This is a genomic window from Actinoplanes sp. NPDC049668, assembly GCF_044465445.1.
Lineage (GTDB): Bacteria > Actinomycetota > Actinomycetes > Mycobacteriales > Micromonosporaceae > Actinoplanes.
The window spans coordinates 1,019,684-1,033,260 of record NZ_JBITLR010000002.1 but is presented as its reverse complement, the minus strand read 5'-3'; the positions used below and the strand labels follow the sequence as shown (position 1 = coordinate 1,033,260).

11 protein-coding genes are annotated in these 13,577 nt (G+C 72.7%); 5 read left to right on the top strand and 6 right to left on the bottom strand.

Going from position 1 to position 13,577, the window contains the following annotated elements:
* Window positions 1–114 precede the first annotated feature (114 nt).
* Window positions 115–1,026 (bottom strand): hypothetical protein, encoded by a 912-nt coding sequence (locus ACIBSW_RS11495; protein ID WP_354722275.1) that lies wholly within the window; start codon window positions 1,024–1,026, stop codon window positions 115–117.
* An 88-nt stretch (window positions 1,027–1,114) separates the two neighbouring features.
* Entirely contained in the window at window positions 1,115–2,272 is a 1,158-nt protein-coding gene (locus ACIBSW_RS11490) for a TetR family transcriptional regulator (protein WP_354722276.1), read from the bottom strand.
* Window positions 2,273–2,352: 80 nt separating this feature from the next.
* Here ACIBSW_RS11490 and ACIBSW_RS11485 point away from each other — a divergent pair, with 80 nt between their 5' ends.
* A complete protein-coding gene (locus ACIBSW_RS11485; RefSeq protein ID WP_354722277.1) occupies window positions 2,353–3,567 on the top strand; it encodes an acetyl-CoA C-acetyltransferase in 1,215 nt (404 codons plus the stop codon).
* Between the two features lie 10 nt (window positions 3,568–3,577).
* Window positions 3,578–5,677: a 3-hydroxyacyl-CoA dehydrogenase NAD-binding domain-containing protein gene (locus ACIBSW_RS11480; RefSeq protein WP_354722278.1), complete on the top strand. Its 2,100-nt coding sequence runs from the start codon at window positions 3,578–3,580 to the stop codon at window positions 5,675–5,677.
* Here the strand turns inward: ACIBSW_RS11480 and ACIBSW_RS11475 are convergent.
* A complete protein-coding gene (locus ACIBSW_RS11475) occupies window positions 5,628–6,758 on the bottom strand; it encodes an acyl-CoA dehydrogenase family protein (RefSeq protein WP_354722279.1) in 1,131 nt (376 codons plus the stop codon). The two genes, ACIBSW_RS11480 and ACIBSW_RS11475, sit on opposite strands and share 50 nt — an antisense overlap.
* Before the next feature lie 63 nt (window positions 6,759–6,821).
* On the opposite strand from ACIBSW_RS11475, the gene ACIBSW_RS11470 reads away from it, so the two are divergent.
* A complete protein-coding gene (locus ACIBSW_RS11470) occupies window positions 6,822–8,252 on the top strand; it encodes an aldehyde dehydrogenase family protein (protein WP_354722280.1) in 1,431 nt (476 codons plus the stop codon).
* On the opposite strand, the gene ACIBSW_RS11465 is transcribed toward ACIBSW_RS11470, so the two are convergent.
* The gene (locus ACIBSW_RS11465; RefSeq protein ID WP_404799302.1) at window positions 8,218–8,868 is read right to left on the bottom strand and encodes a GntR family transcriptional regulator; all 651 of its coding nucleotides are present in this window, start codon (window positions 8,866–8,868) and stop codon (window positions 8,218–8,220) included. The genes ACIBSW_RS11470 and ACIBSW_RS11465 overlap by 35 nt on opposite strands.
* Window positions 8,869–8,927: 59 nt before the next feature.
* On the opposite strand from ACIBSW_RS11465, the gene ACIBSW_RS11460 reads away from it, so the two are divergent.
* Entirely contained in the window at window positions 8,928–9,716 is a 789-nt protein-coding gene (locus ACIBSW_RS11460; protein ID WP_354722282.1) for an enoyl-CoA hydratase-related protein, read from the top strand.
* Here the strand turns inward: ACIBSW_RS11460 and ACIBSW_RS11455 are convergent.
* Window positions 9,702–10,358, bottom strand: coding sequence for a TetR/AcrR family transcriptional regulator (locus tag ACIBSW_RS11455; protein WP_404799301.1), 657 nt, complete (start codon window positions 10,356–10,358; stop codon window positions 9,702–9,704). The genes ACIBSW_RS11460 and ACIBSW_RS11455 overlap by 15 nt on opposite strands.
* 18 nt (window positions 10,359–10,376) lie before the next feature.
* Window positions 10,377–12,149 (bottom strand): AMP-dependent synthetase/ligase, encoded by a 1,773-nt coding sequence (locus ACIBSW_RS11450; RefSeq protein ID WP_354722284.1) that lies wholly within the window; start codon window positions 12,147–12,149, stop codon window positions 10,377–10,379.
* 194 nt (window positions 12,150–12,343) lie between these two features.
* On the opposite strand from ACIBSW_RS11450, the gene ACIBSW_RS11445 reads away from it, so the two are divergent.
* Window positions 12,344–13,567, top strand: coding sequence for an oxygenase MpaB family protein (locus ACIBSW_RS11445; RefSeq protein ID WP_354722285.1), 1,224 nt, complete (start codon window positions 12,344–12,346; stop codon window positions 13,565–13,567).
* The last annotated feature ends 10 nt before the right edge of the window (window positions 13,568–13,577 follow it).

The window sequence follows — 13,577 nt, the reverse complement described above, 5'->3', positions numbered from 1 at the left end:
TCGGATTCCGTTCCCCGTTGCGGTGTGATTCGGCCGCCGACACCGGAAGCTGACTCGGCGTCCCACAAGCTAGGAAAGCGGGTCCGAGCGCGGACCCGCTTTCCTAGCCAGGGATTACTGGGTGGCGCAGATGGCGATCGCGTCGACCCGCCAGTCGCCGGTGAACGAGTCCTCCTCGACGGCACGGACCTGGACGCTGCCGCCGTTGGTGGCGGGGCGGACGCTGTCGATCGTCACCTGGCCCTCGACGCCGTTGATCGGGACGGTCAGGTAACCGACGCCGGTCAGGGTCTTGCCGGCCGGGCAGCTCGCGGTCACGGTCTTGGCCGAGGACGAGTCGATGGCGCTCGACGTCCAGACCTTCACCAGGCCCGGCAGCGGGTTGGCGCAGACGGCGAACGCCTGCACGCTCCAGGAGGCGGCGACGGCGTCGGACTCCGAGGCGATGACGGTGACGGCGCTCGGCGCCCCGGACAGGCCGTTGTCGGGCTGGACGCGGCTGATGACGATCTCCCCGGCCGAGCCGTTGATGCTGTAACCGGTACCGGTCAGCTGCTTACCCGTCGGGCACTGCGCGGTCGCCGACTTGACGCTGTTCGAGTCGAAGGCGCTGTTGGCCACCACCCGCTGCAGGCTCGCCAGCGCGTTGGCGCAGATGGCGCTCGCCGAGACCGACCAGCTGCGGTCGGCGGTCGGGTCGGACTCGACGGCGCCCACCCTGGCGGAGGTGGGCGCCGCGTCCGGGCTGCCGACCGGGATGACCTCGTCGACGACGATCTCGTTGCCGGTGCTCGACGAGGTGGTGTATCCCGTGCCGATCAGCCGCTTGCCGCTCGGGCATACGGCGTCGGGTGCGGTCTTGAAGTCGGTCGCGTTGAACGCGCTCGACGTGACGACCACCTGGTAGCCGGGTACCGCGGCCGAGGCGGGTGCGGCCGCGACGACCAGCGCCGCCACCACGCCGCCGACGAGTGACAGCGACCGCGCCAGCGGTCGTGGAGTGCGAGCAATCGACTTCACAGTCATGTCTCCGATCCACGGGTCAGGGTCTGAAAGGCAAGCTAATGCCGGGCGACCCGCGGCCGGGATAGGGCGAATGACATATATCGGCGGCTCAGGCGTGCAGGACGGTGAGCGCCAGGCCGGCGGTCTGCGCGTCGAAGCCGGCGCCGCGGTCGAAGCGGCCCAGCCGGCCGACGTCGGTGATGACGTTGAGGGCGGCGTGCGCCAGGACCCGGGCCTCGGCGACCGCGAGCCCGGGCCGGGCCGCGCGCAGGAGCTGGACCCACTCCTCGACGTGCCGCCGCTGGGCGCCGCGCAGCTGGTGGCGGTCCTCCCGCGGGAGGTTGTTGTTCTCCGCCAGGTAGACCGCGACCAGGTCGCTCTGGTCGAACGCGAAGCCGACGTACGCGTGTACCGCCCGGTGCAGCGCGTCGTCCGGATCCGCCGCGCCGGAGACCGCCGACGTCGTCGCCTGGGTGAGGCGGTCGGTCGCCCGGTAGTAGGCGGCCGCCAGCAGGTCGGCCTTGCCGGGGAAGTAGCGGTAGACGCTGGAGGCCTGCATGCCCGCGGCCCGGCCGATGTCCTCCATGCCGACGGCGTGGTAGCCGTAGCGGTGGAACAGCCGGACCGCCTCGACCAGCAGCAGCTCGCGGCGCGACGCCGGGCGGACCGCGGGCGGCGGCGGGGCGTCGCCGGCCGGGCGCGGCAGGGCGGGCGGGTCGCAGCGCAGCAGCGCCCGGGCGATGCGGGACAGCGAGGACTCGGTCGCCGCGGCGCGGTGGGTGGCGACGCTGCCGATGGCGCTCAGCGCCGCGTTGACCAGCAGGTCGACCTGGCCGCCGGTCAGCTCGGGGCGCTGCTCGCGCAGCGGCGCGGCCAGCCGGCCGGTCAGGGTGGCCAGCGCGGCGCCGAATTCGCGCCGGTGCTCGGCGCCGAGGTAACGGCCCTCCCACTGGTAGAGGCCGGCGACGCGGCGGCGGCTCACGGCGACGCCGGCCACCGCGGCGAGCAGGTCGTCGAGGTCGTCGAGGCCGTCGGTCGCGGCGAGCGCCGCGCCGGTGATCTCGCGGGTGGCGTGCACCAGGATCGCGTACTTGTTCGGGAAGTGCTTGTAGACCGCCGGGCCGCTGATGCCGACCACGGCGGCGATCTCCTCGACCGAGACGCCGTGGTAGCCGCGCTCGCAGAACAGCTCCGCTCCGGCCAGGGCGATGCGGTCCTTGCGGTCTTTCGGGCGCTTGGCCGCCGGAGGGGTTGTCGCTGCTCGCACCGCTACACCGTAGCGCGGTTGACAAGCAGCGGCGTCGTGTCAGAAAGTTAGGCGAGATTCGCACTCGAAGGGGTGATCCATTGACGACCGAGGCGTACATCTTCGACGCGCTACGCACGCCGCGTGGCCGCGGCAAGCCGAACGGCGCCCTGCACGCGGTTAAGCCGATTTCGCTTATCGCCGACCTGATCGGCGCCGCGCTGCGCCGGTCGCCGGGCCTGGACCCGGCGCTGATCGACGACGTCGTGCTCGGCGTGGTGTCGCCGCTGGGCGACCAGGGCGCCGACATCGCCAAGACGGCGGCGCTCGTCGCCGGGCTGCCACACACGGTGGCCGGGGTCCAGGTCAACCGCTTCTGCGCGTCCGGCCTCGAGGCCGTCAACATCGCCGCGCAGAAGGTCCGCTCGGGCTGGGAGGACCTGGTGCTGGCCGGCGGCGTCGAGTCGATGTCCCGGGTGCCGATGGGTTCCGACGGCGGCGCCTGGGCGATGGACCCGGCGACCGGCTACGACACCGGCTTCGTGCCGCAGGGCATCAGCGCGGACCTGATCGCCACGCTCGGCGGTCACGACCGCGAGGCGGTGGACGCGTACGCGTTGCGGTCGCAGGCGCGGGCCGCCAAGGCCTGGGCCAACGGGTACTTCGCGCGATCCGTGGTGCCGGTCCGGGACCGCAGCGGGCTCGCCGTCCTCGACCGCGACGAGCACCTGCGGCAGGACTCCACCGCCGCGGGCCTCGCCGCGCTGCCCGCCTCGTTCGCGACGATCGGCGACCTGGGCGGCTTCGACGCGGTGGCGCTGCAGAAGTACCACTGGGTCGAGCGCATCGACCACGTGCACACGGCCGGGAACTCCTCCGGCATCGTCGACGGCGCCGCGCTGGTGCTGATCGGCAGCGACGCCGCGGGCCGGGCGGCCGGCCTGACGCCGCGGGCGCGGGTGGTCGCCACGGCGCTCAGCGGCGCCGACCCGACCATCATGCTGACCGGGCCGGCGCCCGCGGCGCGTAAGGCCCTCGCGAAGGCCGGCCTGGGCGTCAAGGACCTGGACCTGGTGGAGATCAACGAGGCGTTCGCCGCCGCGGTGCTGCACTTCGTCGCCGATCTCGGCCTGAGCATGGACATCGTCAACGTCAACGGCGGCGCGATCGCGCTGGGGCATCCGCTCGGCGCCACCGGGGCGATGATCCTCGGCACCCTGGTCGACGAGCTGGAGCGCCGCCGCGGCCGGTACGGGCTGGCCACGCTCTGCGTCGGCGGCGGCATGGGCATCGCGACCATCGTCGAACGAGTCTGAGGGGGATCACATGGTCAGCACCATCCGATGGGAGTCCGGTGAGGACGGCGTCGTCCTGCTCACCCTCGACCACCCAGGCCGCTCGGCGAACGTCATGAACGACGAGTTCGCCCGGAGCCTGGCGGCGACCGTCGACCGGCTCGAGGCCGAGCGCGACCGCATCACCGGCGTCATCGTCACGTCGGCCAAGAAGACCTTCTTCGCGGGCGGAGACCTGGAGTCGCTGGTCCGGCTCACCCCGGACGACGCCGAACAGACCTTCACGGGTACCCGCGCACTGAAGCGGTCGGTGCGCCGCCTGGAGACGCTCGGCCGCCCGGTCGTCGCCGCGATCGGCGGATCGGCGCTCGGCGGCGGGCTGGAGCTCGCGCTCGGCTGCCACCACCGCATCGCCGTCGACGACCCGGGCATCGAGATCGGCTTCCCGGAGGTCACGCTCGGCCTGCTGCCGGGCTGCGGCGGGGTGGTCCGTACGGTTCGGCTGCTCGGCGTGTCCGACGCGCTGGTGAACTGGCTGGTACGCGGCCAGCGGCGCCGCCCGCAGGACGCCCTCGAGCACGGCCTGATCGACGAGCTCGCCGCGGACGGTCCGGCCATGATGCACGCCGCCCGGGCGTGGATCGCGGCCAACTCGGACGCCGCGCAGCGCTACGACCGCAAGGGCTACCGGATGCCCGGCGGGACGCCCGCCTCCCCGGGGCTGGCCGTCCAGCTCCCGGCGATGGCCGCGGTCCTGCGCAAGCAGAGCAAGGGCGCGCCGTACCCCGCTCCCCGGGACATCGTCGCCGCCGCGGTCGAGGGCGCGCAGGTGGACCTGGACACGGCGTTCACCATCGAGGGACGCTACTTCACCGGGCTGGCCACCGGCCGGATCGCGAAGAACATGATCGGGGCGCTCTTCTTCGACGTGCAGGCGGCCGGCTCGCGGGACATCGGCGACGACCTCCCGCCGCTGCGGAAGGTCGCCGTGGTCGGCGCCGGCATGATGGGCGCCGCCATCGCGTACGTGTGCGCGCGGTCCGGCCTCGACGTCGTGCTCAAGGACGTGACCCTCGAGGGCGCGCGGCGCGGCGCGGAGTACGCCCGCTCCCGGTCGGCCGCCGCCTTCTCGCGCATCCGGCCGACCGCCGAGCTCGCCGACCTCGCGGGCGCCGACCTGGTCATCGAGGCGGTCTTCGAGGATCCCGCCCTCAAACAGAAGGTGTACGCCGAGATCGAGGAGGTCGCGCCGGGCGCGCTGATCGCCTCGAACACCTCGACGCTGCCGATCACCCTGCTGGCCGAGGGGGTGAGCCTGCCGGAGAGTTTCGTGGGCCTGCACTTCTTCTCGCCGGTGGACAGGATGCCGCTGATCGAGGTGATCCGGGGGAAGCGGACCAGCGACGTGACAGTGCGCCGGGCGCTGGGCGTCGCCCGCCGGCTGCGCAAGACCCCGATCGTCGTCAACGACAGCCGGGGCTTCTTCACCAGCCGGGTGATCGGCACGTTCACCAACGAGGGGGTGGCGATGCTCGCCGAGGGCATCCCGGCCGCCACCATCGAGCAGGCGAGCAGCCAGGCCGGCTATCCGGCGCCGGTGCTGGCCCTGATGGACGAGCTGACCCTCACCCTGCCCCGGAAGATCCGCCAGGAGACCGCCGCGGCCGTGGTCGCCGCCGGCGGCGACTGGACGCCGCACGCCGCGGACGCCGTCATCGACCGGATGATCGACGAGTTCGGCCGGCCCGGACGATCGGGGGGAGCCGGCTTCTACGAGTACCGCGACGGCCGGCGCGCAGGCCTCTGGCCGGGCCTGCGGGACGCGTTCGGCGGCGTCAACCTCGACGTGCCGTTCGAGGACCTCAAGGAGCGGATGCTGTTCATCGAGGCGATCGAGTCGGTGCGCTGCCTCGACGAGGGCGTGCTGACCTCGGCGGCGGACGCCAACGTCGGCTCGATCCTCGGCATCGGCTACCCGGCCTGGACCGGCGGCGTGCTGCGCTACGTGGAGCAGTACGAGGGCGGGCGGCCCGGGTTCACGGCCCGGGCCCGCGAGCTGGCCGCGCGCTACGGCGACCGGTTCACCCCGCCGGAGTCGCTGCTTCGGCCAGGCCGTACGTCTTGGCGATGATCTCGCGTTGGATCTCGCTGGTGCCGCCGTACACGGTGGAGACGATCGACGCGCGGACGAGGCGCTCCATGTCGTACTCGGTGGCGTATCCGTAGCCGCCCATCATCTGCATGGCGTCCAGCGTCACCCGGCGGGCGGTCTCGGTCGCCTTCAGCTTGGCCATCGAGCTCTCCCGCGGCAGCACGGTCGCGGGGGAGCGGTCGACCTTCGCGGCCGTGTCGTACACCAGCAGGCGGGTGCACTCGATCTCGGTGGCCAGGTCGGCGAGCCGGTGCCGGAGCACCTGGAACGATCCGATCGCGCGGCCGAACTGCCGGCGCTCCTTCACGTACGCGACGACGTCGTCGAACGCCCGCTGTGCGGTGCCGAGCATGACCGCGGCCAGGATCAGGCGCTCGGCGTTGAGGCCGGCCATCAGCTGCCGCCAGCCCTGGCCGACCTGCCCGACGACGGCGTCGGCGCTCAGCACGCAGTCGGTGAAGTAGAGGTCGTTGACCTCGCGCCCGCCCATGGTCTCGATGCCGCGGACGCGCAGCCCGGCCGCGCCCGCCGGCACCTGGAACATGGTCAGGCCGGCGTGCTCGCCCGGCCGGCCCGAGGTGCGCGCGACGAGCAGGATCCGGTCGGCGAAGTGCGCGTTGGAGCACCAGGTCTTCTGGCCGTTGACGACGAACTCGTCGCCACGGCGCTCGGCACGGCAGCTCAGGTTGGCCACGTCGGAGCCGGCCTCGGGCTCGGACATGGCGATCGACTCGACGGAACCGCCGGACACCCCGGTCAGCACGGTCTCCTTCTGCCGCTCTGTGCCGAAGCGCTGATAGGCGGCCGCCACGATGATCGACGTGGCGAAGCCGCCGATCGGGGCCATCGCCTTCGCGGTCGTCTCGAGGAACAGACACAGCTCGACCGTGCCCGCGCCGCCGCCGCCGAACTCCTCCGGCAGGGAGAGCCCGAGCCAGCCCAGGTCGGCCATCTTGCGGTACAGCTTCGGGTCGTGTGTCTCGCCTCGCGTCGTGACCTCGCGCCGGCAGAAGTCCTCCACCGCCGCCGTGAAGTTCCGCTGTTCCTCAGTGAGCTCCACTGTGCACCACCTCCGTTGACAGCCAGGTTAGGCTATCGAATATCAAATGTCAGGAGGCTTGACATGCCGGATTTGAAGGCGGTGGAGGTGGCCCGGGCGGCCGCGGAGTGGTGGGCCGGGCAGGGGGCCGGCGTGCGCCGTCGGCATCTGCTGGCGTACAAGGCGTCGATCGCGGGCCGGATCGACGAGCTGGCCGCGCTGATCCGGGCCGAGACCGGCAAGCCGACCGCCGGGGCGCTGCTCGAGGTGATGCTCGCCGTCGAGCACCTCGACTGGGCCGCCCGCAACGCCCGGCGCGTGCTGCGCCGGCGATCCGTGTCACCGGGCCTGCTGGCGCTCAACCAGTCGGCCGCGGTGGAGTACGTCCCGTACGGCGTCGTCGGCGTGATCGGGCCGTGGAACTACCCGGTCTACACGCCGATGGGCTCCATCGCGCACGCGCTCGCCGCGGGCAACGCGGTGGTGTTCAAGCCGAGCGAGGTGACGCCCGGCGTCGGCGAGTGGCTGGCGGACCGCTGGGCGGAGCTGCTGCCCGACCGCCCGGTCCTGCAGGTCCTGACCGGCGACGGCGAGACCGGCGCCGCCCTGTGCCGGTCCGGCGTCGACAAGATCGCCTTCACCGGCTCGACGGCGACGGCCCGCGCGGTGATGGCCGCCTGCGCCGAGCGGCTCACCCCGGTCGTCATCGAGGCCGGCGGCAAGGACGCGCTCATCGTCACGGCCGACGCCGACCTGGACGCGGCGGCCCGCGCGGCCGTCTTCGGCGGGCTGGGCAACGCCGGGCAGACCTGCGCCGGCGTCGAGCGCGTCTACGTGGAACAGGCCGTGCACGAGCCGTTCGTCGCCGCGCTGGCCGCCCTGATGCGCGAGGTGACGCCGGGCGCCGAGCCGGACGCGCCGTACGGCCCGATGACCACGCCGGCGCAGCCCGGCATCATCCGCGCGCACATCACCGGCGCGCTGGCCCGCGGCGCCCGGGCGGTGGTCGGCGACGCGGGCTCGGTGCGGCCGCCGTTCGTCGACCCGGTCCTGCTCACCGACGTGCCGGAGGGCTGCGCGGCGGTGACCGAGGAGACGTTCGGCCCGGTGCTGGTGGTGAACCCGGTGGCCGACGCCGAGGAGGCGGTGCGCCGGGCGAACGCCGGCGGCTACGGCCTGGGCGGTTCGGTGTTCACCCGGCACCGCCGGCGCGGGCTGGCCCTGGCGGGCCGGATGCGGGCCGGCGCGGTGTCGGTCAACTCGGTGCTCGGCTTCGCGGGCGTGCCGTCACTGCCGTTCGGCGGCGTCGGCGACTCCGGTTTCGGGCGGGTGCACGGCGCCGACGGGCTGCGCGAGTTCAGCCGGGCCCGATCGGTGACCTGGCAGCGCTTCCGGCCGCCGATCGACGTGATGACGCTGCGGCCCTCGGCGTCCGCGCTGCGCGTCTCGCTGGCCCTGTTCCACCGGCGGCACGGCGCGCTCAGCTCCAGATCCCGAGACCGTCGAGATGCTTGACCAGGCGCTGGGCGCCGTCGGTGAAGTGCCGGGCCATGATCGGCCGGATCGCGGCCGGGTCGCCCGCCTCCAGCGCGTCCAGCAGCGCGTCGTGATCGGTGACCATGGCGGCCCGCCACTCCGGGTCGGCGGCGTAGAAGTGGGTCGGCGTGTAGCGCATCGCGGCCCGCAGCATCCACGACAGCTTGCGGGCGCCGGCCAGCCGGTTGATGCCGCGGTGGAACTCGAACTCGAGCTGCTCGACCCGGGTGACCTGCCGGCTCTGCGCGGCCCGCCGCAGCTTCTCGTGCTGGCGGCGCAGCTCGCCGAGCTGATCGGGGGTGATGCCGGCCGCGACGCGGGCGGCGAGCTCGCCGGCGATGTCGCCCTGCAGGCCGAACACGTCGAGGATGTCCTGCCGGGACAGCGGGGCGACCACGTGCCCGCGCCGCGGCTGCAGCTCGACCATGTCCTCCGCGCGCAGCATCAGCAGGGCCTCGCGCACCGGGGTGATGCTCAGCCCGGTCTCCTGTGCGATCTCCTCCAGCCGGATACGCTCGCCCGGCCGCAGCTGACCCGACATGATCCGGTCGCGCAGCAGGGCAGCGACCGACTCGGACAGCTGAGGTTGCGCCATCTTCAGTTCCACGCCGCTGAACTTATCAAATGTCACATATCTGAACGGAGGTGCGGCGGATGAGTCTGCGCGAGGCCACGGTGGACGGTGTCCGGACGATCTGGTTCGACCGGCCCGAACACCGTAACGCCATGACGTCGGGCATGTTCCGGGACTACTACGCGGCGCTGGCCGGCGCCGACGCCGACCCGGGGGTGCGGGCGATCGTGGTGACCGGCGCCGGCGACTGGTTCTGCTCGGGCGCCGACCCGCAGGCCCTGACCGCGCTGCTCGACGGCGGCAACCGCGACCGGATGACCGGCGACCTCGGCTTCGACCCGCACCTGCCGGCCACGCTCGGCACGCCCATCGTGGCGGCCATGAACGGGGGCGCGGCCGGCCTCGGCCTGGTGCACGCGCTCTACGCCGACGTGCGCTTCCTGGCGCAGGAGGCGCGCCTGGCCGCGGCGTTCAGCCGGCTCGGGCTGATCGCCGAGTACGGCAGCGCGTGGCTGCTGCCCCGGCTCATCGGCGTCGGCAACGCGCTGGATCTGCTGGTGTCCAGCCGCAAGATCGACGCGGCCGAGGCGCTCCGGATCGGCCTGGTGCAGCGGGTCCTGCCCCGCGACCAGGTGCTGCCCGCGGCGCAGGCGTACGCGGCCGACCTCGCCGCGAACTGCTCGCCGACGGCGATGGCGGTGATCCGGCGCCAGGTGTGGTCCGGCCTGGAGACGGGCCTCGCCGAGGCGTCCGCCGACGCCGGGCGGCTGATGGTCGCGGCGCTGGGCGGCACCGACTTCCACGAGGCGCTGGCCGCTCGCTTCCAGGGCCGGGCGCCGGCCTTCGGTCCGCGGTCAGCGGGCCTCTGACGGCGGGTCCAGCATCGGTACGAGGTACCGGCGGGCCACCGCGCGCAGCTGCGCGGTGTCGTCGATGTCGACGACACCGCCGGGCGTGACCAGGAACGAGCAGGACAGCCGCGTCATCAGCTCGGCGACCACCTCGACGTCGACGCGGGAGGAGATGTTGCCGGCCTGCTGCTCGCGGCGCAGCTGACCGGCGACGAAGCGCTGCACGGTGGCCAGGGTCCGCCCGCCGTCGCTGACCATCGACGGGATCAGCACGTCCGGCTCGGCGCTCATCAGGCCGCCGATCAGCGGGTTGCGCCGGATCGCCTGCAGCGAGCTGACGAAGCCGAGCACCACCCGGTCGGCGACCGTGCCGGCCTGCTGGATGTCGATCAGGAACCGGTCGAAGTAGCGGCGGAACTCGCGCCGGACCACCTGCTCGACCAGCGCGTCCTTGGTGGCGAAGCGGCGGTAGGCGGTGATCCGCGAAACGCCGGCGCGGCGGGCGACGTCCTCCATCGTCGAGCGCCGGATGCCCATGCGGCAGAACTGCTCGTACGCCGCGTCGAGCAGCCGCATGGTCACGTCGTCGTGGTCGTCGGCCCGCTCGACCGCCTCGGCGAAGGCCCGCTCCAGGAGGGATTCGGAGAGCAACGGCTCCATGATCGTCCTCCCGCCGGGCTACCCGGATGCGCTGGTCGTCTCATCGTATAGAGCCTCGATGGCGTCCTGGTGGCGGTCGGTGATGACCCGGCGCCGCAGCTTCAGGGTCGGGGTGAGCTCGCCCGACTCCGGCGTCCAGCCGGATGGCAGCACCCGGAACGACTTGACCTGTTCCGGGCGGGACAGCCGGGCGTTGGCCGCGTCGACCGCGGCCTGGATCTCGGCCAGCAGCCGCGGCTCGGCCGCCAGGTCCGCGAGCTTGGTCCCCTCGATGCCCCGCGCCTGCGCCCACCGCGGCGCTACCTCCTCGTCCAGCACGATCAGCGCGGTGACGTACGGCCGGCGGTCGCCGATCGCGACCGCGTGCCCGATCAGCGGGTGCGCGCGCAGGTGGCTCTCGATCAGCGCCGGGGAGATGTTCTTGCCGCCGGCGGTGATGATCAGCTCCTTCTTGCGGTCGGTGATGCTGAGGAACCCGTCGTCGTCGAGCGTGCCGATGTCGCCGGTGGACAGCCAGCCGTCCGCGCCGGTGACCGGCTCGACGCCGCCGCCGGCGCGCAGATAGCCGGAACAGATCAGCGGCCCGCGTACCTGAATCTCGCCGTCGTCGGCCAGCCGGACCTCCATGCCGGGGTTGGGCCGGCCGACCGTGCCGGTGCGGAAGTGGTCCGGGGTGTTGATGGTGGCGGTGCCGGTGGTCTCGGTCATGCCCCACACCTCGAGCACGTCGAGGCCGATCCCGGCGAGGAAGCGCAGCACCTCGACCGGGATCGGTGCGGCGCCGCTGCCGGCCCACACCACGTTCTGCAGGCCGAGGCCCGCCCGCATCGGTCGCAGCACAGCGTCGGCCTGTTCCAGCCGGGCGGCGAGGTCGTCGGGCACCGGCCCGCCCGCGGCGCGTAGCTCGTACGCCTCGAGGGCGAGGGCGCTCGCGGCGCCGAACGCGTCGCGTACCGCCGGGTCCGCGGCCGCCAGGTGTGCCTGCAGCCCGGCGGCCATCTTCTCCCAGACCCGCGGCACGCCGAAGAAGACCGCCGGGGTGACGGCGCGCAGCGCCGGGATCAGCAGGGCGGGGTCCGGGCAGATGGTCACGTGCCCGGCGCGGTAGATCGGGCTGTAGACGCCCAGGATCCGCTCGGCGATGTGGGCCAGCGGCAGGTAGGCCACCGAGGCCGGATGGTCGGGCATGGCGACCGTCGACTCGAGCACCTGGCACTGGTAGATCACGTTGGTGTGGCTGAGCACGACGCCCTTCGGCTCGCCGGTGGTGCCGGAGGTGTACAGCAGCGTCACCGGGTGCTCGGGCCGGATCTCCCGCCAGCGCCGCTCGAACGCGGCCGGGTCGGTGCGGTGCGCGGCCTCGCCGAGCTCCCGGATCCGGGGCAGCTCGTCGGCCATGACGACCCGGCGCAGGTTCGGCAGCTCGGCAAGGATCGGCTCCCAGCGGGCCAGCTCGGCCGGGCCGTCGAGCACGACCACCTGGGCGGCGCTGTGCAGCGCCAGGTACCGCAGCTGCTCGGTGCTGAGCGTGGAGTACACGGTGGATGGCACGGCGCCCAGGTGCAGCGCGGCCAGGTCGACCAGCCAGTGCTCCGGCCGGCCGGACATCATGATCAGCAGGTGCGCGCCGGGTGTCAGGCCGATCTCGGCCAGCCCGCGGGAGAGCACCGTCACCTCGTGGTGCAGCTGCGCCCAGGTAAGGGTGTCGTCGCGGCCCAATGTGCTCAGGGCGGGTAGGTCGCCGAACATCGTAGCGTTGCGGTGCAGCAGTGCCGGGATGGTCAGATCCATTGTGGCACTGTAAACGACCACTAACTTTCTGGGTAGGTGATGTTAGAGATGAGCGACTTCTGGCGTCACGGATGCCGAGATTGTGGGAATCGCGCCTAACGTCTTGTCGCCATCGACGCGCTGTGTTCCCATGCTTGATACACGGAAGCAACATTTGTTTCACCGTATCAGCAGTCGGCCATGAGGAGGCCAGGGTGGAACCACTGAGCAGGCGCAGGATGTTGCAGGCGGGCGGCGCGCTGGGCGCACTCGGCGCGCTCAGCGTCGCCCAGCCGGCGCACGCTCAATCGATCTGGACCTGGTCGGCCGCGGGATCCGTGGCCGGCGCGGGCGCCGGCACCGACCCGCGGTGGGTGTGGGACGACGAGGCCGACCCGCTGGTCGCCTCGCTGATCGACCGCGGCGACGTGCCGGCGGTCAACGCGCTGCTGCGTACCTGGACCAGGAACGGCCAGCCGCTGCCGTCCGGGCTCCCCGCCGACCTGCGCGACTTCATGGAGCGCGCCCGGCAGCTGCCGTCCTGGGCCGACGAGCGCAAGCTGGCCCTGGCCGTCGACTTCAACACCAAGCGCGGCCTCTACCTCGGCGTCCTGTACGGGCTGGCCAGCGGCATGATGAGCACCGTCATCCCCAAGGAGGCCCGCGCCGTCTACTACTCCCAAGGCGGTGCGGACCTGAAGGACCGCATCTCCAAGACCGCCAAGCTCGGCTACGACATCGGCTCGCTGAACGCGTACCGGCCCGAGGGCGAGATGATCGTGACCTCGGTCAAGACCCGGCTCGTGCACGCCGCGGTGCGCCACCTGCTGCCGCAGTCGCCGCAGTGGGCCGACCGGGCCGAGGAGGACATCCCGATCAGCCAGCGCGACATCATGGTCACCTGGCACAGCCTGCCCACCACGGTCATGCGCAGACTGGTCGACTGGCGGGTGCCCATCCCGGCCGCCGAGTCGGCCGCGTTCCTGCACTCGTGGCAGGTGGCCGCGCACCTGCTCGGCGTCCGGGACGAGTACATTCCGGCGTCCTGGGACGAGGCGAACGCGCAGGCCGGCCAGGTCCTCGACCCGATACTGGCGCCGACGCCCGAGGGCGTGCGCCTGGCCGACATCCTGTTGAAGCTGGGCACCCCGATCGACGCGGGCATCCTCAGCAAACCCATCCTCGGCGCGTTCACCCGCTTCATGCTCGGCGACCGGATCGCCGAGTGGCTCGACATCCCGCGCGAACCGGTCTGGGACCCGCTGCTGCGCACCGCGTGGGGGCCCTTCATCGCCGTACGGGAGGGCCTGCTGCCGTTCCCGCTCGCGCCGCAGGCCTACTGGCTATTCGACGAGTTCCTGCGCAAGGCGGCGCTGCTGTTCCTCTCCAACGCGCGGCCGATCAGCATCGAGATCCCCCTCACCAACCGTCCCTCGTAGGAGTCGTCGT

Coding starts and splice junctions, on each gene's coding strand:
- ACIBSW_RS11495 (WP_354722275.1), bottom strand. CDS start 1,026: ATGACTGTGAAGTCGATTGCTCGCACTCCACGACCGCTGGCGCGGTCG.
- ACIBSW_RS11450 (WP_354722284.1), bottom strand. CDS start 12,149: ATGGATCTGACCATCCCGGCACTGCTGCACCGCAACGCTACGATGTTC.
- ACIBSW_RS11455 (WP_404799301.1), bottom strand. CDS start 10,358: ATGGAGCCGTTGCTCTCCGAATCCCTCCTGGAGCGGGCCTTCGCCGAG.
- ACIBSW_RS11460 (WP_354722282.1), top strand. CDS start 8,928: ATGAGTCTGCGCGAGGCCACGGTGGACGGTGTCCGGACGATCTGGTTC.
- ACIBSW_RS11465 (WP_404799302.1), bottom strand. CDS start 8,868: ATGGCGCAACCTCAGCTGTCCGAGTCGGTCGCTGCCCTGCTGCGCGAC.
- ACIBSW_RS11470 (WP_354722280.1), top strand. CDS start 6,822: ATGCCGGATTTGAAGGCGGTGGAGGTGGCCCGGGCGGCCGCGGAGTGG.
- ACIBSW_RS11480 (WP_354722278.1), top strand. CDS start 3,578: ATGGTCAGCACCATCCGATGGGAGTCCGGTGAGGACGGCGTCGTCCTG.